The organism is Mycobacterium sp. E183, from assembly GCF_001667735.1.
Taxonomy (GTDB): Bacteria; Actinomycetota; Actinomycetes; order Mycobacteriales; family Mycobacteriaceae; genus Mycobacterium.
Genome location: NZ_LZJN01000186.1, coordinates 37,537 through 57,732, shown reverse-complemented (window position 1 = coordinate 57,732; position 20,196 = coordinate 37,537). Strand labels below are relative to the sequence as shown.

Sequence of the window (20,196 nt, the reverse complement as noted above, 5' to 3'; positions counted from 1 at the left end):
CCCGACGACCCGCGGTGGGCGCCCGACGAGCGGACCCTGATCGAGGCGGTCGACGAGCTGGAGCGCACCGGTTCCTGGTCGGAGACGACGTGGACGGCGCTAGGGCGCTTCCTTTCCGACGAGCAGCGCATCGAATTGCTCACGGCCGTCGGCTGGTATCGGACCATCTGCACGCTGTGCAACGCGCTCGCGCTCCCGGTCGAGGGCTGGATGCGGCCCTGGCCTTCAGCCGGCTGAGAGGTCGCGTTTGAGGCCGGGATGCTGGTTCTTCAGTAGCGGCAGCAGCAGCCGTCGCGGCATGAACTGGAACAGCCGGGTGGACAGGTGGCTGGGCAGACCGGCGATCACCGTGCCGCGGTCGTGGGCGAGCGCGTCGACCCCGATGCGCGCGACGTCGCGCGACGGCATCCACATGAACTTCGGGAACGCGTCGGCGAATTTGCGCTCGTCCATGCCCGCGTTCTTCAGGAACTCGGTGCGCACCGGGCCCGGGCACAGCAGCGCGACGGTGACACCGGTGCCGGCGAGCTCGCCGCGCACCCCCTCGGTGTAGGTCTTCACGAACGCCTTGGTGGCCGCGTAACCGGCCTGCCCCGGGAAGGGGTGGTAGCCGGCGGTGGACCCGACGTTGAGGATCGCCCCGCGCCCGCGCGGCACCATCTGCTGGACCGCGCGCGTGGTCAGGTCGATGACCGCCTCGCAGTTGACCCGCACCTGGGCGATCTCGTCGTCGGCGCGCGCCGCGGTCACCGATCCGATGGTGCCGACGCCGGCGTTGTTGACCAGGATGTCGGCGGCCAGGCCGCGGCGGCCGACCTCGTCGAGCAGGCCGGCGCGGGCGGCCGCGTCGGCGACGTCGCAGGCGATCACCTCGACGCGCACGCTTTTCGAGAGTTCGTCGGCCAGCTCGCGCAGCCGGTCCTCCCGGCGGGCGACGAGCGTCACGCCGTGACCGCGGTCGGCCAGTTCCCGCGCGATGTCGGCGCCGATGCCCGACGATGCGCCGGTCACCACGGCGGTGCTGGTGGGTGAGGGAGTCGGAAGGGCCACGCGTCGAACCCTACAAGGGGCCGTCGAGCGTGAGCCCGATGCACGAGAAGGGCTGGGAAATCGTCCATATCCCGAGAAGCTCGGCGCACGAAAAAACCCGGCTCCCAAGGGGAGCCGGGTTTTCCCGTAGCTGTCGGACTTAGAAGTCCATACCGCCCATGCCGCCGGTCGGGTCGCCCGCGGGAGCGGCCGCCTTCTCCGGCTTGTCGGCGACGACGGCCTCGGTCGTCAGGAACAGCCCGGCAATGGACGCCGCGTTCTGCAGCGCCGAGCGGGTGACCTTGACCGGGTCGGCAACGCCGGCCTTGAGCAGGTCCTCGTACTCGCCGGTGGCCGCGTTCAGGCCGGTGCCGGCCTTCGCGTTGCGGACCTTCTCGGCGACAACGCCGGGCTCCAGCCCGGAGTTGAAGGCGATCTGCTTGAGCGGGGCCTCGAGCGCGACGCGCACGATGTTGGCGCCGGTGGCCTCGTCACCGGTGAGCTTGAGCTCCTCCAGGGACGGCGCCGACTGCAGCAGGGCCACGCCACCACCGGCGACGATGCCCTCCTCGACGGCGGCCTTGGCGTTGCGGACCGCGTCCTCGATGCGGTGCTTGCGCTCCTTGAGCTCCACCTCGGTGGCGGCGCCGGCCTTGATCACCGCAACACCGCCGGCCAGCTTGGCCAGGCGCTCCTGCAGCTTCTCGCGGTCGTAGTCGGAGTCGCTGTTCTCGATCTCCTGGCGGATCTGGGCCACGCGCCCGGCGATGGCGTCGGTGTCACCGGCACCCTCGACGATGGTGGTCTCGTCCTTGGTGACGACGACCTTGCGGGCCTTACCGAGCAGGGCGACGTCGGCGCTCTCCAGCGACAGGCCGACCTCTTCGCTGATCACCTGACCACCGGTGAGGATCGCCATGTCCTGCAGCATCGCCTTGCGGCGGTCGCCGAAGCCGGGGGCCTTGACGGCCACCGACTTGAAGGTGCCGCGGATCTTGTTGACCACCAGGGTGCTCAGGGCCTCGCCCTCGACGTCCTCGGCGATGATCAGCAGCGGCTTGCCGGCCTGGATGACCTTCTCCAGCAGCGGCAGCAGGTCCTTGACGGTGGACACCTTGGAGCTGACCAGCAGGATGAACGGGTCCTCGAGGACGGCTTCCTGACGCTCGGCGTCGGTGACGAAGTAGCCCGAGATGTAGCCCTTGTCGAACCGCATGCCCTCGGTGAGCTCGAGCTGCAGGCCGAAGGTGTTGGACTCCTCGACGGTGATGACGCCCTCGTTGCCGACCTTGTCCATCGCCTCGGCGATCAGGTCGCCGATGGACTGGTCGCCCGCGGAAATCGCCGCGGTGGCCGCGATCTGCTCCTTGGTCTCGACGTCCTTGGCGGACTTGAGCAGGACCTCGGTGACCTTCTCGACGGCCTTCTCGATGCCGCGCTTGAGGCCCAGCGGGTTGGCACCCGCGGCGACGTTGCGCAGGCCCTCCTTGACGAGCGCCTGGGCCAGCACCGTGGCCGTCGTCGTGCCGTCACCGGCGACGTCGTCGGTCTTCTTGGCGACTTCCTTGACCAGCTCGGCGCCGATCTTCTCGTACGGGTCCTCCAGCTCGATCTCCTTGGCGATGGACACACCATCGTTGGTGATCGTGGGGGCGCCCCACTTCTTCTCCAGGACGACGTTGCGGCCCTTGGGACCCAACGTCACCTTTACCGCGTCGGCGAGGGCGTTCAGCCCCCGCTCGAGGCCGCGACGGGCCTCTTCGTCGTACGCAATTGTCTTGGCCATTGCGAAGTGATTCCTCCGGATCGGGAATGACACCGGGTGGCCACGGGTGGCCACCCCATTACTTACGCTGGCCGGGTGCAGTGCCCGCGACGGACGACCCCAGGTGTCTGCTGGTCTCACCGTCCCGACCTAGCACTCACCTGTCGCGAGTGCCAAGGTCATTCTTAGCACTCGCCTATGCCGAGTGCAAGAACGGGTCAGGCCTTATCGCTGCACGCGTAAACCGTCGATGACGACGTCGGTCGCCCGCTCGGCCAGCGCCGAGTCGTAGGCCTGCATCGCCTGGCAGCCGACCAGGATCGCCTTCAGATCCCGCATGTCGACGTCGCGCCGCGCGGTGCCGGCCTCCTGGGCGGCACGAAGCAGCTCGCCCAGCATGGCCCTGAACGCTTCCTCGGCCTCGGGGGCGGCGCAGGCGATGTCGATTCCGTACCCCGCCAGCGCGTCGACCAGGCCGCGGTCCGCGGCACCCCACTGCAGGACCATCGAGCGCAGGAAGGCGAACAGCGCCTCCCCCGGGCCCTCCGACTTCAGCAGGGCGTGCCCGTCGTCGACGAGGCGGCGCATCCGGTCCTCGATCACGGCGGTGAACAGCGCTTCCTTCGTCGGGAAGTGCCGGTAGACGGTGCCGGCCCCCACCCCGGCGCGGCGGGCGACGTCGTCGATGGGCACCGACAGGCCTTCGGCGGCGAAGGTCTCGTAGGCGACGTCCAGCACGCGCGCGCGGTTGCGCGCCGCGTCGGCGCGCAACGGCCGTGCGGGTTCGGCCAACAATTCACCACCCATCGGTTGACAAAGCGGGGCGTGCGTTCCGTATAGTCGAGTCAACCGGAGCGCTCGCCCCGTTTACCTTACTACTTTGAGGAGCTTCCGATGGCCAAGTGGACCGCGCGAGACATTCCCGACCAGGCCGGACGGGTCGCCGTCATCACCGGGGCCAACACCGGCCTCGGCTACGAGACCGCCGCCGCGCTGGCCGACCACGGCGCACGCGTCGTGCTCGCGGTGCGCAACCTCGATAAGGGCAAGGACGCCGCCGCGCGCATCGCCGCCGCGAGCCCGCACGCCGACGTGGCGCTGCAGGAGCTCGACCTGACGTCGCTGGACTCCATCCGCGCGGCGGCCGAACAACTCAAGTCCGACTACGAGCAGATCGACCTGCTGATCAACAACGCCGGCGTCATGTACACACCGAAGGAAACCACCAAAGACGGCTTCGAGATGCAGTTCGGCACCAACCACCTGGGCCACTTCGCCCTCACCGGCCTGCTGCTGGAGCGGCTGCTGCCGGTGCCCGGATCGCGGGTCGTGACGGTGAGCAGCGTGGGCCACCGCATCCTGGCCGACATCCATTTCGACGACCTGCAGTGGGAACGCTCCTACAACCGGGTCGCGGCCTACGGGCAAGCCAAGCTGGCCAACCTGCTGTTCACTTACGAGCTGCAGCGGCGGCTGGCCCCCCGCGGGACGACGATCGCCACCGCCGCCCACCCCGGCGGCTCGAACACCGAACTGGGCCGCTACACGCCCACGGCGTTCCGGCCGCTCGTCAACGTGTTCTTCTCGGTGATCGCGCAGGACGCCGCCATGGGCGCGCTCCCGACGCTGCGCGCCGCCACCGACCCGGCCGTTCTCGGCGGCCAGTACTACGGCCCCGACGGGTTCGCCGAGACCCGCGGCTATCCGAAGTTGGTGTCGTCGAGCGCGAAATCCCACGACGCCGAGCGGCAGCGGCGGTTGTGGGCGGTGTCGGAGGAGCTGACCGGCGTCACGTATCCCCTGGATTGACCCGACGGCGCCGACCCGCAGCGCCCGGCGCATGCGCCGCGCTCGCGATCGGCGCTAACCCGACGGCGCCGACCCGCAGCGCCCGGCGCATGCGCCGCGCTCGCGATCGGCGCTAGACATCGAGCAGCTGCTCGTAGAAACCGCCGAAGCCGCGGGCCCGGTCGGCCAGATGGATCTCCAGGATCCAATGGCACAGGCGGCCGGCCGGGTCGGTGCGCCGCATCGGCTTGTTCGATCCGGGCGCGATGTACCACTGGACGCCGGGGCCGGCGATCTTCTTGTGCGGGAACTCTCCGACCAGGTGACCGGCGATCGAACTGGCGAACTCGAAACCCTCGGCGTGGGCCAGGCCGACGACGAAGTCGAAGAGCTCGGCCCCGGTGACGTCCGGGCGCCGGTCGAAGTACTCGCGGCCTGCCCGCCACACCCGGGGTAGCGCGTCCCGGAGGGCCGCCTTGGCCGGGTCGTCGCCGAGCACGAAGGTGCGGCCGAAGTCGGCCTCCCACTCCGCGAAGATCGGCCCGAAATCGAGGAAGACGATGTCGCCGTCGGCGACCAGCCGGTCCGGCGGGCGCTCGCTGAAGGGTTGCAGCGTGTTCTCGCCGGCCCGCACGATGCGCCGATGCCAGTGCCGGGTCACGCCGAACAGGTCCGCGGCGAGGCGGTTGATCTCATCGGACAGCTGCCGCTCGGAAACGCCCGGCCGGATGATGCCGCGCCGCTCGACCTCGTCGAACAACTGCGACGCCTTCTCCTGGGCTTCGAGCAGCCGCTGCGCGCGCACGTCCTCCGGGGCCTCCACTCTCGCGATGCTAACTGGCAGGCTGGAAACCATGTCGCTCGTCGTGCCGCCCTATCCGCCGCCCCGGTACACCAAGGACGAGCCGGGGATCAGCGCCTGGCTCAAGCGTGCCGACGAGCCGCCCGACTACGAGACCGGTGGCGTCAAGTACCACTACCTGGCCAACGACCAGGCCACCGGCGGCGACTACGGGCTGTACCGGGTCGACATCCCCGCGGGCGGCGGCGGCCCCGGACCCCACTTCCACCGGGCGATGTCCGAGGCCTTCTTCGTGCTTTCCGGCACGATGAAGCTCTACGACGGCACGCAGTGGGCCGACGGTCGGCAGGGCGACTTCCTCTACGTGCCGCCGGGCGGCGTGCACGGCTTCCGCAACGGGGCCGACGAGCCGGCGTCGATCCTGATGCTGTTCGCGCCGGGTGCCCCGCGCGAGACGTACTTCGAGGGCTTCGCGGCGCTGGCCGACATGACCGACGACGAACGCCGGGAGTGGTTCGTTCTGCACGACAACTATTGGGTGCAGTAACCGGTTAACGGTGAGCGAACTCTAGGTGCCGCGCACTGATACGCGGCGCGCGCGCGACGTAGGGTTTGGCCGTGCAGGTGAGGACGAAGCGCGCCGCGGCGTGGTTGCGGATGAAGGTCGAGACGGCGTACAGCGCCCCGGTGCGGACCGCCGAGCGGGTCAAACGGCCCAGGCGCCCGGGCCTGCGGCGCGTGCCGACCGCGTCCGCCCGGGTCCGCGGGCGCCGGTTCAGGCGTCCGACCGGTCACCGGCCGAAGCGGTAGTCGGCGTCGACCAGCTCGCGGGTGCGCTCGAAGAAAGTGCGTCCGCTGTAAGGCAATTGGGTGACCACCTTCCCGCTCGGATGCCGGAAGTAGTTGTCGCATGCGAGCCAGACCTTGCCCACCATGGCCGCCTGGATCTCGTCGTTGTAGCGGCGCTGCGCGTCGGGTGTCACTTGGACGGTGCGCGCCCCCCGGGCGTTCATCACGTCGAGGATGTGGCGGACGAACGTGGTCTGCGCCTCGTGGATGTAGATGATCGAATTGACGCCGTTGGTGTTGGGCCCGTAAAGCGTGAAGAAATTCGGATAGCCGGCCACCAGGGTGCCCAGGTACGCCTCGGCGCCGTCGCGCCAGTCGTCCGCGAGGCGGCGCCCGCCCGACCCGTGGACGTCGATGCTGGCCAGGTAGTCGGCGGCCTTGAACCCGGTGCCATAGATGACGGTGTCGACGCGGTGCTCGACGCCGTCGACGGTGCGCACGCCCCGCTCGGTCAGCTCGGTGATGGCGGCCGTTTCCAGTGTGACGTTGGGCAACGCGAACGTCGGATACCACTCGCGCGACATCAGCGGCCGTTTGCAGCCGGCGGGATAGTCCGGCGTCAGCTTCGCGCGCAGCTCGGGGTCGGCCACCTTGCGCATCAGGTAGCTGCGGGCCAGCTCGGTCGCTTCCCGCGTCTGCGCGGCGTCGACGTCGAAGCTGGACGACTCGTAGGCGTCGAAGGCCTCGTCGCGCAGCTTGAGCGCCATCTCGGGGTGGCGTTCGAACAGCTCGTGCTGTTCGGGCGTGAACGGGAAGTCGAAGCGGGGCGCGATCCAGATCGGGGTCCGCTGAAACACGGTCAGGTGCGCGGTTTCTCGCGCGATCGCGGGCACGTACTGGATGGCGCTGGCGCCAGTGCCGATGGACGCCACCCGCTCGCCGGCCGTCGACTTGCTGTGATCCCAACGCGACGAATGGAATTGGCGGCCGCGGAACCGCCGCGCGCCGGGGATGTCCGGGACGTGGGGCACGTCGAGCATCCCGACGGCGCTGACGACCGCGTCGAACTCGTGCTCGCGACCGGCGTCGTCGGTCAGGGTCCAGCGGCCCCGGGTGTCCGACCAGCGCGCGGCGGCCACCGCGGTGTTCGCCCGCAGGCGCGCGCCCAGCCCGTGACCGTCGGCGACCCTTTCCAGGTACGCCAGGATCTCGGGCTGGTTGGCGTACGTCTTGCTCCAACGCGGGTTTGGCGCAAAGGAATACGAGTACAGGTGCGACGGGACGTCGCACGCCGCGCCCGGGAAGGTGTTGTGGCGCCAGGTCCCGCCGAATCCGTCCGCCCGGTCGTAGATGGTGAAGTCGTAGCCGCCCTCGGCCAGCTGGATGCCCATGGCGATGCCGCCGGCACCGGCGCCGATGATCGCGACTCGCGGCTTCAGTCCCATTGCGCGAAGTAGGGTCGCTGCGGCCGGGTCTTCTCCACCAGGATGAACACCACACCCCACGGGTCGACGAACCAGGTGGTGCGGACCCGCGCGACCTCCGCGATCCCGCTGACCAGAAAGCGCACGCCCCTGCTTTCCAGCTCCGCCCGGGTGGCGTCGAGGTCCTCGCAGATCAGCCCGACGTGGGACAGCCCCGGGTCGGTGAGGCCGGCGCGACCGGGCCGATCCGAGCCCGCCGCGCCGAGGTATTCGATCACCTCGAGCACGCGATCGCCGTCGCCGTCGAACCCGACGATGGCCGCCTTCATGCTGGGGTCCGCCACCAGCTCGCCCATGTCGTCGCGAATGGCGTTACCGGTCATGACATACGGCGGCGAGAGCACACGCAGGCCCAACACGTCGCGGTAGAAGGCGACGGCCGCCTCGCAATCCGGAACACACACCCCGGTGTGGGCCATCCCGGTAATCACGTTCTCGACTCTACGTCGGTCCCACGGCCTCACCGGGAGCGGTTGGGAAATCTGACCGGCCGATAATGGCGGGGTGCGGTCGGTCCAAGAACATCAGCGCGTCGTAGCCGAACTGATCCGTCCCCGCCCGGCTGCCACCGCCGCACTGGCCGAGGCGCAAGGGCTGGTGCTGGCCGAGGACGTGGTCGCGCGCCTGGCGCTGCCGGTCTTCGACAACTCCGCGATGGACGGATACGCGGTGCGAGCCGAGGACACGTCCGGCGCCACCCCCGAGCACCCGGTGGCCCTCGAGGTCGTCGAGGACATTCCCGCCGGGCGCACCGACGAGTTGACGCTGCAACCCCACACCGCGCACCGCATCATGACCGGCGCGCCGCTGCCCGCCGGCGCGACGGCCGTCGTGCCGGTCGAAGACACCGACGGCGGCGTGGACGTCGTGTCGATCCGCGCGCCCCGTGAGGCCGGCAAGCACATCCGGCGCGCGGGCGAGGACGTGGCCCCCGGCACGACGGTGTTGCGGCGCGGCCAGGTGGTGACGCCGGCCGTGCTCGGCCTGGCCGCGGCGCTGGGCATGGCCGAGTTGCCGGTGCTGCCGCGCCAGCGGGTGCTGGTGCTGTCGACCGGGTCGGAGCTGGTGGCGCCCGGCAATCCGCTGCGGCCGGGGCAGATCTACGAGTCGAATTCGATCATGCTGGCCGGGGCCGTCCGCGACGCCGGCGCCGACGTGATCGCGGTGGCTACGGCGGAAGACGATGTCGCGCAGTTCAGTTCGATCCTCGATCGCTACGCGGCCGACTGCGACCTGATCATCACCAGCGGCGGGGTCAGCGCCGGCGCCTACGAGGTCGTCAAGGACGCGTTCGGCCGCGAGGGCGACCAGGGCGTGGAGTTCGTCAAGGTGGCGATGCAGCCCGGCATGCCACAGGGCATCGGCCGGGTGGCCGGCGCGACGATCGTCACCCTGCCCGGCAACCCGGTGAGCGCACTGGTGTCCTTCGAGGTCTTCATCCGGCCCGCGCTGCGCAGGGCCATGGGCCTACCCGACCCGGAGCGCCCGCACCGGGCGGCCGTGCTGACCGAATCGCTGACCTCGCCGCGCGGCAAGCGGCAGTTCCGCCGCGCGGTGCTGGACCGCGACACCGCGACCGTCACCAGTTATGGCCCGCCGGCCTCGCATCACCTGCGGTGGCTGGCGTCGGCGAACGCGCTGCTGGACATTCCCGAGGACGTGGCGGAGGTGCCCGAGGGGACCGAGCTGCAGGTCTGGGACCTGACCTAACCCGCCGGGGTGGCGACCTGCCGATGGAAATCGTCGGCCCGGTCGAACGCGGCGACGCAGCGGATGGCGACCGCGACGACCGACATCAGCGCCGGGATCGTGACCAGGGCCGCCGCCAGCCCGACGCGGTCGGCCAGGTGACCGATCAGCGGCGGCCCCAGCAGGTAACCCAGCCAGCCCGTCGCGGCGACGATCGCGATGGCCGAGCCCGCGCCGCCCGCGCCGTAGGCGGCGCTGAACGCGGTCGGCACCAGCAGCGCCACCCCGACGCCCAGGGCGGCGAAACCGGCCACGGCGACAACGGGATTGGCGGCCGCCAGCGCCACGCCCAGGCCCGCAGCGCCGAACAGCGCGAGCGCCGGCAGCAACCGGCGGGCCGAGAGCCGCGAGTGCAGGCGTATCGCGCCGAGCCGGGTCAGGACCATCGTCAGCGTGTAGGCCGCATAGCTCAGCGCGGCGACCCCCGGCCCGGCGCCGACGACGTTGCGCAGGTAGTTGGCCGACCAGTCGGTGGCGGCGCCCTCGCACAGGAAGGACACGAAGGCCACCGCCGCCAGGATGGCCACCGTCGGTGTCAGCCAGCCCCGCCCGGACCGCTCCCGCGACGCCGCCGCCGCGGGGTCCGGGATCAGCCCGCGCGCCAGCGCACCGACGACGATCAGGGCGACGAGCCCGACGGCGGCCAGCTGGGGCGTCAGCCCGACGCCGGCGCCGACGCACGCCGCGCCGATCAGGGCGCCCAGCAGCGCGCCGAGGCTCCACATGCCGTGGAAGCGCGCCATGATCGGTGCGCGCGCCAGGCGCTCGACCGTGCCGGCCTGGGTGTTCATCGCGACGTCCAGCCCGCCCTGGAACATCCCCCACAGCGCCAGCGCCGCAAACAGCGCCGGCCCGGAGCGGGCCAGCCCGACGGTCGTCCCCGCGAGGGCGTAGCCGGCGGCGGTCACGGGGATCAGCCGGTGGCTGCCCCACCGCGGCAGCGCCCAGTGGCTGGCCACGGTGGCCAGCACGGACCCCAGCGGTGCACCGAACAGCGCCGTCCCCAGCGCCGCGTCGGACAGGCCGAGCCCGGCCTTGACCGCCGGGATGTGGGCGGCCCACGACGAGAACCCCACGGCGTGGGCGATGAACACGGCGGTGACGGCGATCTTCGCCCGGCGCAGCCGCGGGTCATTCGGATGCATGTCGAAGGTGGGCGTTCCCCCTGCGGGCCCGAACCAACCGGCCGCGGCTTTCGTAAGATGGCCGCGTGGCACGACGCCCCCGCCCTGTCGGCCCTACGGCCGAGGATCCAACGTTCAGCCCGCAGCACGCGTTGGAGTTGGTGCGCTCGACCGTTCCGCCGGTCCACCCGGCGGGCCGGCCGTTCATCGCCGGCGGCCTGGCGCTGGCGCTGGCCGGCCGCAGGCACCGGTGGATCCGACGGGCCGGCCTGCTGGCGGCGGGCGCCTGCGCCGGATTCTTCCGCCACCCACCCCGGGTACCGCCGACCCGGCCGGGTGCGATCGTCGCACCCGCCGATGGGTTGGTGTGCGTGATCGACGCCGCCGCCCCGCCGGCCGAACTCGGCATGGGCGACGCGCCGCTGCCCCGGGTCAGCATCTTCCTGTCGCTGCTGGACGCCCACGTGCAGCGGGCGCCGGTGAGCGGTGAGGTGATCGCCATGCAGCACCGGCCCGGCCGGTTCGGGTCGGCCGATCTGGCCGCGGCCAGCACCGAGAACGAGCGCACCAGCCTGCGGATCCGGACGCCGACCGGCGCGGAGGTGGTGGCCGTGCAGGTCGCCGGGCTGCTGGCGCGGCGCATCATCTGCGACGCGCGCGTCGGCGACAAGCTGACGATCGGCGACACCTACGGCCTGATCCGGTTCGGCTCCCGGCTCGACACCTATCTGCCGGCGGGCGCCGAACCACTGGTCCGCGAGGGTCAGCGCGCGATCGCCGGCGAAACCGTGCTGGCCGAGCTGCCATGATCAGCAAGCCGCGCGGCAGGCCGTCGGTCAACCTGCAGATCCTGCCCAGCGCGATGACGGTGCTGTCGATCTGCGCGGGCCTGACCTCGATCCGGTTCGCCCTCGAGCACCAGCCCAAGGCCGCGATGGCGCTGATCGCCGCGGCGGCCATCCTGGACGGGCTCGACGGCCGGGTGGCCCGCATCCTGGACGCCCAGTCGCGCATGGGCGAGGAGATCGACTCGCTGGCCGACGCGGTGAACTTCGGTGTGACGCCGGCGATCGTGCTCTACGTGACGATGCTGACGAAGTCGCCGGCCGGCTGGGTGGTGATCCTGCTCTACGCCGTGTGCGTCGTGCTGCGGCTGGCGCGGTACAACGCGCTGCAGAGCGACGGGAGCCAGCCCGCCTACACCCACGAGTTCTTCGTCGGCATGCCCGCGCCGGCGGGCGCGGTGTCGATGATAGGGCTGATCGGGCTCAAGCTGCAGTTCGGCGAGGGCTGGTGGACCTCGACGGCGTTCCTGTGCATCTGGATCACCGGGACGTCGATGCTGATGATCAGCAAGATCCCGATGCGCAAGATGCACGCCGCGGCGGTGCCCCCCAGCTGGGCGGCGCCGCTGCTGGCGCTGCTGGCCATCTGCGCGGCCGCGGCGGTGCTGGCCCCCTACGTGCTGATCTGGGTCATCATCATCGCCTACCTCTGCCACGTCCCGTTCGCGATCCGCAACCAGCGTTGGCTGGCCGCGCACCCCGAGGCGTGGGCCGACGAGCCCAAGCAGCGCCGCGCCGCGCGGCGCGCGATCCGCCGGGCGCAGCCGCATCGCCGGTCGATGGCGCGGCTCGGGCTGCGCAAGCCGGGTGGGCGCCTGCCATGAGCCGGCCGGGCGAGGATGCGGCCCGTCAGCTCACGCTCACCGCGCGGTTGAACACCTCCGCCGTCGACTCGCGCCGCGGTGTCGTCCGGCTGCACCCGAGCGTGGTTGCCGCGCTTGGCATTCGGGAATGGGACGCGGTGGCGCTGACGGGCTCGCGGACCACGGCGGCGGTGGCGGGCCTGGCCGGGCCGGACACCCCGGTCGGCACCGCGCTGCTCGACGACGTGACGCTGTCCAACGCCGGGCTGCGTGAGGGCACCGCCGTGATCGTCGGCGCGGTCACCGTCTACGGCGCCCGGTCGGTGACGCTGTCCGGCTCGTCGCTGGCCAGCCAGTCCATTTCGCCGGTGACCCTGCGGCAGGCCCTGCTCGGCAAGGTGCTGACCGTCGGCGACGCCGTGTCGCTGCTGCCCCGCGATCTGGGCCCGGGCTTCTCGACGGCGGCCGCCACCCGCGCGCTGGCGGCCTCGGTGGGCATCAGTTGGACCTCGGAGCTGCTGACCGTCACCGGCGTGGACCCGCTCGGCCCGGTCAGCGTGCAGCCCAACTCGCTGGTCACCTGGGGCGTGGGCGTGCCGGCCGGCGGCCCGGCCGTGTCCACCGAGCTGGTCGACGTGGCCAGCCCCGAAACGGTCCTCGAGGAACTCAAGGGCTCACAGCCGCAGGCCGCCAAGCTCATCGAATGGCTCAAGCTCGCGCTCGACGAGCCGCACCTGCTCAAGACCCTGGGCGCCGGCGCCAACCTGGGCGTGCTGGTGTCCGGCCCGGCCGGGGTGGGCAAGGTGACGCTGGTGCGCGCGGTGTGCGACGGCCGCAGGCTGGTCAAGCTGGACGGCCCCGAGGTGGGCGCGCTGACGCCGGAGGACCGGCTCAAGACCGTGAGCTCGGCGGTGCAGGCCGTCCGCGACGGCGGCGGCGTCCTGCTGATCACCGACGTCGACGCCCTGCTGCCGGCCACCCCCGAGCCGGTGGCCGCCCTGATCCTGGGCGAGCTGCGCACCGCCGTGGCGACCGAGGGTGTCGCGTTGATCGCCACCTCCGCGCGGCCCGACCAGCTCGACGCGCGGCTGCGGGCGCCGGACCTGTGCGACCGGGAGCTCAGCCTCCCGCTGCCCGACGCCGGCACCCGCAAGGCGCTGCTGGAGTCGCTGCTGAAATCCGTGCCCGCGGGCACCCTCGACCTCGACGAGATCGCCGCGCGCACGCCGGGTTTCGTGGTCGCCGACCTGGCCGCGCTGCTGCGGGAGGCGGCGCTGCGGGCGGCCGCACGCGCCAGCACCGACGGGCGCCCGCCCGAGCTGAACCAGGAGGACCTGGTCGGCGCGCTGACCGTCATCCGGCCGCTGTCCCGGTCGGCCAGCGAGGAAGTGACCGTCGGCAACATCACCCTCAACGACGTCGGCGACATGACCGAGGCCCGGCAGGCCCTGACCGAGGCCGTGCTGTGGCCACTGCAGCACCCCGACACCTTCGCCCGCCTGGGCGTCGAACCGCCCCGCGGCGTGCTGCTGTACGGGCCACCCGGCTGCGGCAAGACCTTCGTCGTGCGCGCGCTCGCCAGCACCGGGCAGCTGTCCGTGCATTCCGTCAAGGGCTCCGAACTGATGGACAAGTGGGTGGGCAGCTCGGAAAAGGCCGTCCGCGAACTGTTTCGGCGCGCCCGCGACTCCGCCCCGTCGCTGGTGTTCCTCGACGAGATCGACGCGCTCGCGCCCCGGCGCGGGCAGAGCTTCGACTCGGGCGTGACCGACCGGGTGGTGGCCGCGCTGCTGACCGAGCTCGACGGCGTCAACCCGCTGCGCGACGTCGTCGTGCTGGGCGCCACCAACCGGCCGGACCTGATCGACCCGGCGCTGCTGCGCCCGGGCCGGCTGGAGCGGCACGTCTTCATCGAGCCGCCCGACGCCGCCGCCCGCCGCGAAATCCTGCGCACCGCGGGCAAATCCGTCCCGCTGAGCGACGACGTCGACCTCGACGAGGTGGCCGGCGGGCTCGACGGTTACAGCGCCGCCGACTGCGTGGCGCTGCTGCGCGAGGCGGCGCTGACCGCGATGCGGCGCTCGATCGACGCCACCGACGTGACGGCCGCCGACATCGCGGCGGCGCGCCAAATCGTGCGCCCCTCACTGGATCCCGCGCAGGTGCAGGCGTTACGGGCGTTCGCCGAAGCTCCGTAGCACCGCCAACGCCGACACCGCGACATCGTCCTCGAGCCAGCGCGGCATCGGATCGTCGTAGGCGTGGCGGCGGACCACGGCATAGGGCAGGTCCGCGACCGCCCGCGCGACGGCGTCGACGGACCGGGGCCTGTTGTTCCCGTACAGCTGCCGGGCCAACACCGCGATCCGCTCGGTCAGCGGCGCGTTCATCGCGGCCAACGTCTGCTGGAACGCCGCGTCGGGCTCGTCGTCGAGCAGGTCGCCGGGCCGGATCGTCAGCAGCAGCCGGGCGTCGTCGGGCAGCTCGCGCGCGAAGCCGACGGCGGACACGGCCATCGCGACGGCGGTGTCCGCCGGCGTCTCACCGTCCGCGGCCAGGGCGCGCGCCTGGAAGCGTTCCAGCGCGCGCAGCCACGCCGCGGTCAGGATGCCGTCGCGGTTGCCGAACCGGTGATACAGGGTGCCCGCGGGCGCTCCGCTGGCCTTGGCGATCGCGGCGACGCTGGCCGCCCGCGGCCCGCCGTCGAGCACCAGCGCCCGGGCGGCGTCGAGGATCACATCGGTTTCATGCTTCCGCGGAGGTGCCACGATCTAGTATGGTCCTTCTATATGGAACGATTACCCTATATCGATGAGCATGCCATAACCGTGGACGCGGGGCGCGCAGACACGTGGTCCGCGCTGCTGCGGGTGATGTGCCGGGATCCCGGCGACCCGTCAACCGTGCCAATCGGTTTCGTCCTCGACGAGACACGGCCGCCGGAGCGGTTCGCGCTGAAGGGCCGGCACCCGTTCGCGGTGTATCGGTGGGTGTTCGAGTTGGAGCCGCTGGCCGGCGACCGCACCCGGCTGCGCGCCACCACGTGGGCGGCCTTCCCCGGCCTGCACGGACGGATGTATCGCGGCCTCGTCATCGGCACCGGCGGTCATGCGGCGGTGACCCGCGCGACGCTGAAACGCGTTGCGGCTGCGGTGCTTAACGAGCGGTCCAGCGCGACCGCGTCCGACTACACCGACGTCTTCGAGGCCGCGATCCAGCCCGGCGACACGCGCTCGGCCGAGCAGATGTTCCGCGACGCGCTGGGCCGGGAAGCGAACGGAGGCGCCGTGCGGTGGCTCCACCGCCACGTCCTGAGATTCAACCTCGCGACGCATCCGTCGCCCGATCACCCCATCGGCTGGTCGGTCGCCCGCTCGGATCACGACGAGTTCGTCCTTACGGCGAGCGGGCCGCTGATGCGGGGCGAACTGGCGCTGCGACGCCAGGACGGCCTGCGGGCCACACTCACCACTCGCGTGCACTACCACCGCAAGACCGCCGCCCGGACGGTCTGGGCCGTCGTTGGTCCCCTGCATAGGGCCATCGCACCGCAGCTGGTGCAACGGGCCGTCCGCGACGGTGGACGACGACGGGCACTCGCACACCACAGCTGATCCGCAGTCGGCTTGTAACCCCGTCGTATACATCTTCTCGAAGACGGTTGCCGGATCACGGGATTCGGCGGCCGTCGAGGAGGAATCAGATGAACGACGACGGCGGCCGCACCGTGAGACCGACATGATTGCATTGCAGCCATCTCCCGCGGTCGCTGTCGCCGCGCCCACGGCCCGGGGTGGGCTGCAACGATTGCGAAACGTCGCCCCAACCAGCCGGGTCATGGTCGTGGCAACCATGGTCTCGATGGTCGCCTTCCTCGACACGACGGTGGTGAACCTGGCGCTGCCGGCCACCGCGCGCGACCTCGGCGGCGGGCTCTGCCTGCAGCAGTGGATCGTCGACGGTTATCTGCTGGCGCAGGCGGCCACGATCCTGCCCGGCGGCTCCCTGTCCGACCTGTTCGGGCGGGTGCCGGTGATCCGCCTGGGACTGGTGGCCTTCGGGACGGGTTCGGTGCTCGCGGCCGGCGCCCCCACGCCGGTGATGCTGATCGCCGGGCGCATCGTCCAGGGTCTCGGCGCCGCGTTTCTGGTGCCCGGGTCGCTTGCGTTGATCAATTCGACGTTCGATCGCGGGGAGCGCGCGACGGCCATCGGCACCTGGACCGCGTGGACGGGCACGGCGTTCGCGCTCGGCCCGCTGCTGGGCGGCCTTGCGGTCGACTTGCTGAGTTGGCGATGGATCTACGTCCTGTCGGCCGTTCCGATGGTCATCGGTTTCGCGTTGACATTCTGGCTGCACCCGATGCCGCGGCCGGCCCAGCGCGTCCGCGTCGACGTCACCGGTGCGGTCCTGTCGGCCGTGGGGCTGGCCGCCACGGTGTATGCCCTGATCGAATCGCGCGAGCACGGCTGGTCCGATCCCCGCGTCGCCGCCTCGCTGTGTGTGGGCGTCGCCGCGCTGGTCGCGTTTGCGGCGTGGCAGCGCCGCGCCCCGCACCCCCTGGTGCCGCTCGGGCTGTTCCGGATTCGCAATTTCGCGGGTGCCAATGTGACCACCGGCTTCGTCTACGGCGCCATCACGATGGGCGCGCTGGCGGTCGCTCTGTACACGCAGGAGGTCGCCGGTTATTGCGCGACCGTCGCGGGATTGGCCACGCTACCCACGCCGATCATCTCGTTCCTGTTCGCTAAGCGCGTCGGCAGGCTCGCCGCACGCATCGGGCCTCGGATCTGTTTGACGACGGGCCCGCTGCTGGCCGGGTTGGGGCTGCTGCTCATCCGTCCCGGTCACGGGTTCAACATCGTCACGCACCTGCTGCCCGGGACGATCGTGGTGGCCGTCGGTTCGGTGCTCACCCTGACGCCGCTGGCCGCGGTGAATCTGTCCTCGGTCGACGCGGCCCGCAGCGGGGTCGCGGCGGCGCTGCAAAACGCCGTGGGCAGGACGTCGGCGCTGGGTTCCGTTGCCTGCGTGGGCCTGATCGCGGCCGGCACGCTGACGGACGCCAGCTTCGCGCGGCTGCTGCACGTCGCCGCCGGCCTGTACTTCGTCGGCGCGCTGGTGGCCGGTCTCTTGGTCACCGGCCGCATCCATCCCGTCGAAGAGGTCCCCCGCAAAGTCGCCGTCGGCGTGGCCTGACCGCATACACTCTGGCCGCATGACCGAACGCCGCACCGCCGTCGATGTCGTCAAGGGAATCGACCTGTCCGGCAAGACATGTGTGATCACCGGTGCGTCGACCGGGCTGGGCCGCGAGTCGGCCCGAGCGTTGGCCGCCGCCGGCGCGCACGTCGTCCTGGCGGCGCGCAACCATGCCGCCCTGGCCGAAACGGTCGGATGGATAGCGCAGGACCTACCCGGCGCGCGTACCTCGACCGTGCATCTCGACCTGACCGCGCTGTCGAGCGTTCGCGCGGCGGCCGCGGCGATCACCGACATCGCGCCGGCGATCCACGTCTTGATGAACAACGCCGGGGTCATGTTCACCCCGTTCGGGCGGACGGCGGACGGGTTCGAAACCCAGATCGGGACAAACCATTTCGGCCATTTCGAGCTCACCCGGCTACTGACGCGTCCGTTGGCCGCCGCACAGGGCGCCCGGCTGGTCGTGCTGTCCTCCGGCGGGCACATCATGGGCGACGTCGACTTCGACGATCCCAACTGGGAGCGCCGCGACTACGACAAGTTCGTCGCCTACGGCGCGTCCAAGACGGCCAACATCCTGTACGCCAGGGAGGCCGACCGCCGCCTGCGCGACGCGGGCATTCGCGCCTTCGCCGTCCATCCCGGCACCGTGGCCACCTCGCTGGCGCGCTACATGTCCCACGAGGATTTCTCCAACCTCCGCAGGCTCGTCGCCGCCAACAGCGCGGCGCGCGGCGAACCGAGCGACGGCCGTCTCGACTTCCTCACACCGGATCGGGGTGCGGCCACGCAGGTCTGGGCCGCGGTCAGCCCGCAGCTCGCCGGCCGGGGCGGGCTGTACCTGGAAGACTGCCGGATCAGCGACGGGCTCGCCCCCCACGCGCGCGACGACCAACGCGCGGCTGACTGGTGGGCCCTCTCCGAGCGGTTGTGCGCGATCTAGTAGCACAGCCCGACGATGCGGGATTACCGGCTCGGCGGCAGCGGCTCCCACTCGCTCGCGAGCCGCGCGGTGAAGGACGGCGGCCGGCGCTCGAGGAAAGCGGCGACCCCTTCGCGCGCGTCGGCGGTGCCCATCACCCGTTGGTGCAGCCGGGTTTCCAGAGCCGCGACCTGGCGCGGGGTGTAGCCGTTGATCGCGGTGTCCCACAGCAGCCGCTTGCACAGCGCCGCCGACATCGGCGCCACGTTGACCGCGATGTCGCGGGCCACCGCCACCGCGTGGTCGAGCACTTGGTCGGCGGGCAGCGCCCGGTTTGCGATGCCGAGCGTCACCGCCTCGGCCCCGCCGAAGGTCCGCCCCGTCAGCAGGATGTCCGCGGCCACCCCCAACGTGGTCAGCTGCGCAAGCGTCCAGTGCGCCATGCAGTCGGGGAGCACTCCCCGACGGACCTGCACCACACCGTATTTCGCGTCGCCGGCGACGATGCGCAGGTCCGCCTGCAGGGCGATGGTCAGCCCGATGCCGATCGCGTGGCCGTTGACGGCGGCGATCACCGGCTTGCGCAACTCGAACGCGGCCGGGGTGATCGGTGACGCCGAGAATTCCTCGCCCGGGGCGTCGAAAGGGCTTGTCTCGCCGGAGAAATCCGCCCCGGCACAGAATGCGCGCCCGGCCCCGGTCACAACGATGGCCCGGACGTCGTCGTCACCGTCGCAGTCGGAGTAGGCCCGGCCCAGCAGCGCGCCCATCTCGGCGGTGTAGGCGTTGAGGCGCTCGGGCCGATTCAACGTGAGCACCGCCACGCCCGCGTCGACGTCGACGGTGAGGTCGGAACTCATCGCAGCGCCGGCGTGCGGTGCAGGGCGCCGATCAGGTCCGCGACGTCCGCGGCGGCCGGCGAGTAACCCGGGAAATAGCAGCACACCTCGGCGGCGCGCTCTCCGAATCGGGCGGCGATCTGCCGTGCGCACTCCTCGGGCGTGCCGACGATCCCGATCCGGGCCACCATCTCGTCGCTGACGAGCCGGCGCATTTCGGGGAAGCGGGCCTGTTTGGACAGGGCATTCAGCTCGGGCTGGACGTCGGCCCAGCCCTCGGCCTCCAGCACGGGCAGGTAGGCCGGCGTCGAGCCGTAGAAGGAGATTAGCGACGCCACACCGCCGATCGCGGCGGCCAGGCCCGCCTCGTCGCGGCCGACGGCGACCATGGCCTGCACGACGATCTCGAAGTCCTCGGCGGATCGCTTGGAGCGCCGCAGGCCCTCTTCCACGGCGGGGAGGGTGCGTTCGGCGAAGTGGCGGGCGCTGTTGAACGGCATCACCAGCAGCCCGTCGGCCACCTCGGCGGCGGTGCGCGTCATCACCGGGCCCAGCGCCCCCAGCAGCACCGGCGGCGGCCCGAACGGGTTGGGCCCGGGATTGAAGTTGGGCGCCATGATGGTGTGGGTGAAGAATTCGCCGCGAAAGTCCAAGCGGGCGCGGCCTTCCCAGGCCGCGAAGATCGCCTTGATCGCCGAGACGGTTTCGGCCATCCGGGCCGCGGGCCGCTCCCACCTACTGCCGTAACGCTTTTCGATGTGGGCCTTCACCTGCGAGCCGAGGCCGAGCCGGAACCGCCCGCCGCTGTAGAGCTGCAGGTCGTAGGCGGCGTGCGCCAGGTGCAGCGGGCTGCGGGGCGGCGCGATCGCCACGTTCGTCATCAGGTCCAGTCCGGTGGTGCCGGCGGCGAGGATCAGCGGGAAGAACACGTCGTGCTGGCCCTCGAAGGTGAACAGGCCGTCGGCTCCGGTCGCAGCGATCTCGGCGGCGCTCGCCGCCGCGTCCACCGGTGAGCCGTCGACCTGCAGATGTACCTTCATCTACTCCCCTGT

19 protein-coding genes and 1 pseudogene are annotated in these 20,196 nt (G+C 71.4%); 10 read left to right on the top strand and 10 right to left on the bottom strand.

Going from position 1 to position 20,196, the window contains the following annotated elements; translation table 11 throughout:
• Positions 1–237: pseudogene (locus A5691_RS22345) on the top strand (carboxymuconolactone decarboxylase family protein); the annotation flags it as partial.
• On the opposite strand, the gene A5691_RS22340 reads toward A5691_RS22345, so the two are convergent.
• The 3 genes from A5691_RS22340 to A5691_RS22330 form a co-directional block, all read right to left on the bottom strand.
• Positions 226–1,050, bottom strand: a complete 825-nt coding sequence (locus tag A5691_RS22340) for an SDR family oxidoreductase (RefSeq protein ID WP_068018948.1) — start codon at positions 1,048–1,050, stop codon at positions 226–228. The pseudogene A5691_RS22345 and the gene A5691_RS22340 sit on opposite strands and share 12 nt — an antisense overlap.
• A 139-nt stretch (positions 1,051–1,189) precedes the next feature.
• Positions 1,190–2,815 (bottom strand): chaperonin GroEL, encoded by a 1,626-nt coding sequence (gene groL, locus A5691_RS22335; RefSeq protein ID WP_055400660.1) that lies wholly within the window; start codon positions 2,813–2,815, stop codon positions 1,190–1,192.
• A gap of 204 nt (positions 2,816–3,019) precedes the next feature.
• Positions 3,020–3,601 (bottom strand): TetR/AcrR family transcriptional regulator, encoded by a 582-nt coding sequence (locus tag A5691_RS22330; RefSeq protein WP_067756430.1) that lies wholly within the window; start codon positions 3,599–3,601, stop codon positions 3,020–3,022.
• 87 nt (positions 3,602–3,688) lie between these two features.
• Between A5691_RS22330 and A5691_RS22325 the strand changes: the two genes are divergently transcribed.
• Positions 3,689–4,603 carry an SDR family NAD(P)-dependent oxidoreductase gene (locus tag A5691_RS22325; protein ID WP_067756433.1) on the top strand — a complete coding sequence of 305 codons (915 nt, stop codon included), beginning with the start codon at positions 3,689–3,691 and terminating at the stop codon, positions 4,601–4,603.
• Positions 4,604–4,715: 112 nt separating this feature from the next.
• Here A5691_RS22325 and A5691_RS22320 read toward each other — a convergent pair whose 3' ends face one another.
• The gene (locus A5691_RS22320) at positions 4,716–5,405 is read right to left on the bottom strand and encodes a M24 family metallopeptidase (protein WP_068018944.1); all 690 of its coding nucleotides are present in this window, start codon (positions 5,403–5,405) and stop codon (positions 4,716–4,718) included.
• Between the two features lie 31 nt (positions 5,406–5,436).
• Between A5691_RS22320 and A5691_RS22315 the strand changes: the two genes are divergently transcribed.
• A complete protein-coding gene (locus tag A5691_RS22315; RefSeq protein WP_067756440.1) occupies positions 5,437–5,931 on the top strand; it encodes a cupin domain-containing protein in 495 nt (164 codons plus the stop codon).
• Between the two features lie 244 nt (positions 5,932–6,175).
• Here A5691_RS22315 and A5691_RS22310 read toward each other — a convergent pair whose 3' ends face one another.
• Together A5691_RS22310 and A5691_RS22305 are read right to left on the bottom strand one after the other, a co-directional pair.
• A complete protein-coding gene (locus tag A5691_RS22310) occupies positions 6,176–7,618 on the bottom strand; it encodes an NAD(P)/FAD-dependent oxidoreductase (RefSeq protein WP_067756443.1) in 1,443 nt (480 codons plus the stop codon).
• Entirely contained in the window at positions 7,609–8,088 is a 480-nt protein-coding gene (locus A5691_RS22305) for a VOC family protein (RefSeq protein ID WP_067784173.1), read from the bottom strand. Before A5691_RS22305 ends, A5691_RS22310 begins: the two co-directional genes overlap by 10 nt.
• Before the next feature lie 73 nt (positions 8,089–8,161).
• On the opposite strand from A5691_RS22305, the gene glp reads away from it, so the two are divergent.
• Positions 8,162–9,367: a gephyrin-like molybdotransferase Glp gene (gene glp / locus A5691_RS22300; RefSeq protein WP_067784175.1), complete on the top strand. Its 1,206-nt coding sequence runs from the start codon at positions 8,162–8,164 to the stop codon at positions 9,365–9,367.
• Here the strand turns inward: glp and A5691_RS22295 are convergent.
• Positions 9,364–10,551 (bottom strand): MFS transporter, encoded by a 1,188-nt coding sequence (locus A5691_RS22295; protein ID WP_067784177.1) that lies wholly within the window; start codon positions 10,549–10,551, stop codon positions 9,364–9,366. The genes glp and A5691_RS22295 overlap by 4 nt on opposite strands.
• A 65-nt stretch (positions 10,552–10,616) precedes the next feature.
• Here A5691_RS22295 and A5691_RS22290 point away from each other — a divergent pair, with 65 nt between their 5' ends.
• From A5691_RS22290 to A5691_RS22280, 3 genes are read left to right on the top strand one after another with little or no spacing between them, the layout of a single operon-like run.
• Positions 10,617–11,339 (top strand): phosphatidylserine decarboxylase, encoded by a 723-nt coding sequence (locus A5691_RS22290; RefSeq protein ID WP_067754958.1) that lies wholly within the window; start codon positions 10,617–10,619, stop codon positions 11,337–11,339.
• On the top strand, positions 11,336–12,199 hold the full coding sequence (gene pssA / locus A5691_RS22285; RefSeq protein ID WP_067754961.1) for a CDP-diacylglycerol--serine O-phosphatidyltransferase: 864 nt from the start codon (positions 11,336–11,338) through the stop codon (positions 12,197–12,199). Before A5691_RS22290 ends, pssA begins: the two co-directional genes overlap by 4 nt.
• Positions 12,196–14,376 (top strand): AAA family ATPase, encoded by a 2,181-nt coding sequence (locus A5691_RS22280; protein WP_067891311.1) that lies wholly within the window; start codon positions 12,196–12,198, stop codon positions 14,374–14,376. Before pssA ends, A5691_RS22280 begins: the two co-directional genes overlap by 4 nt.
• Here the strand turns inward: A5691_RS22280 and A5691_RS22275 are convergent.
• Positions 14,350–14,946, bottom strand: a complete 597-nt coding sequence (locus tag A5691_RS22275; RefSeq protein ID WP_067891314.1) for a TetR/AcrR family transcriptional regulator — start codon at positions 14,944–14,946, stop codon at positions 14,350–14,352. The genes A5691_RS22280 and A5691_RS22275 overlap by 27 nt on opposite strands.
• 21 nt (positions 14,947–14,967) lie before the next feature.
• Between A5691_RS22275 and A5691_RS22270 the strand changes: the two genes are divergently transcribed.
• From A5691_RS22270 to A5691_RS22260, 3 genes are all read left to right on the top strand, one after another.
• On the top strand, positions 14,968–15,792 hold the full coding sequence (locus tag A5691_RS22270) for a hypothetical protein (protein ID WP_067891317.1): 825 nt from the start codon (positions 14,968–14,970) through the stop codon (positions 15,790–15,792).
• Positions 15,793–16,015: 223 nt separating this feature from the next.
• Positions 16,016–17,377, top strand: a complete 1,362-nt coding sequence (locus A5691_RS22265; protein WP_067755381.1) for an MFS transporter — start codon at positions 16,016–16,018, stop codon at positions 17,375–17,377.
• A gap of 19 nt (positions 17,378–17,396) precedes the next feature.
• Entirely contained in the window at positions 17,397–18,326 is a 930-nt protein-coding gene (locus A5691_RS22260; RefSeq protein ID WP_067755384.1) for an SDR family NAD(P)-dependent oxidoreductase, read from the top strand.
• Between the two features lie 23 nt (positions 18,327–18,349).
• Here the strand turns inward: A5691_RS22260 and A5691_RS22255 are convergent, their stop codons facing one another.
• Together A5691_RS22255 and A5691_RS22250 are read right to left on the bottom strand one after the other, a co-directional pair.
• Entirely contained in the window at positions 18,350–19,165 is an 816-nt protein-coding gene (locus A5691_RS22255) for an enoyl-CoA hydratase/isomerase family protein (RefSeq protein WP_067783609.1), read from the bottom strand.
• Complete coding sequence (locus tag A5691_RS22250) at positions 19,162–20,184, bottom strand: TIGR03617 family F420-dependent LLM class oxidoreductase (protein WP_067783612.1); 1,023 nt, start codon at positions 20,182–20,184, stop codon at positions 19,162–19,164. Before A5691_RS22250 ends, A5691_RS22255 begins: the two co-directional genes overlap by 4 nt.
• Between the last annotated feature and the right edge of the window lie 12 nt (positions 20,185–20,196).

What these genes read in the sequence shown, in the direction of transcription:
- groL (WP_055400660.1), bottom strand. Translation starts at nt 2,815, where the DNA reads ATGGCCAAGACAATTGCGTACGACGAAGAGGCCCGTCGCGGCCTCGAG.
- A5691_RS22330 (WP_067756430.1), bottom strand. Translation starts at nt 3,601, where the DNA reads ATGGGTGGTGAATTGTTGGCCGAACCCGCACGGCCGTTGCGCGCCGAC.
- A5691_RS22325 (WP_067756433.1), top strand. Translation starts at nt 3,689, where the DNA reads ATGGCCAAGTGGACCGCGCGAGACATTCCCGACCAGGCCGGACGGGTC.
- A5691_RS22315 (WP_067756440.1), top strand. Translation starts at nt 5,437, where the DNA reads ATGTCGCTCGTCGTGCCGCCCTATCCGCCGCCCCGGTACACCAAGGAC.
- A5691_RS22310 (WP_067756443.1), bottom strand. Translation starts at nt 7,618, where the DNA reads ATGGGACTGAAGCCGCGAGTCGCGATCATCGGCGCCGGTGCCGGCGGC.
- A5691_RS22295 (WP_067784177.1), bottom strand. Translation starts at nt 10,551, where the DNA reads ATGCATCCGAATGACCCGCGGCTGCGCCGGGCGAAGATCGCCGTCACC.
- pssA (WP_067754961.1), top strand. Translation starts at nt 11,336, where the DNA reads ATGATCAGCAAGCCGCGCGGCAGGCCGTCGGTCAACCTGCAGATCCTG.
- A5691_RS22280 (WP_067891311.1), top strand. Translation starts at nt 12,196, where the DNA reads ATGAGCCGGCCGGGCGAGGATGCGGCCCGTCAGCTCACGCTCACCGCG.
- A5691_RS22270 (WP_067891317.1), top strand. Translation starts at nt 14,968, where the DNA reads ATGGAACGATTACCCTATATCGATGAGCATGCCATAACCGTGGACGCG.
- A5691_RS22265 (WP_067755381.1), top strand. Translation starts at nt 16,016, where the DNA reads ATGGTCGTGGCAACCATGGTCTCGATGGTCGCCTTCCTCGACACGACG.
- A5691_RS22260 (WP_067755384.1), top strand. Translation starts at nt 17,397, where the DNA reads ATGACCGAACGCCGCACCGCCGTCGATGTCGTCAAGGGAATCGACCTG.
- A5691_RS22255 (WP_067783609.1), bottom strand. Translation starts at nt 19,165, where the DNA reads ATGAGTTCCGACCTCACCGTCGACGTCGACGCGGGCGTGGCGGTGCTC.
- A5691_RS22250 (WP_067783612.1), bottom strand. Translation starts at nt 20,184, where the DNA reads ATGAAGGTACATCTGCAGGTCGACGGCTCACCGGTGGACGCGGCGGCG.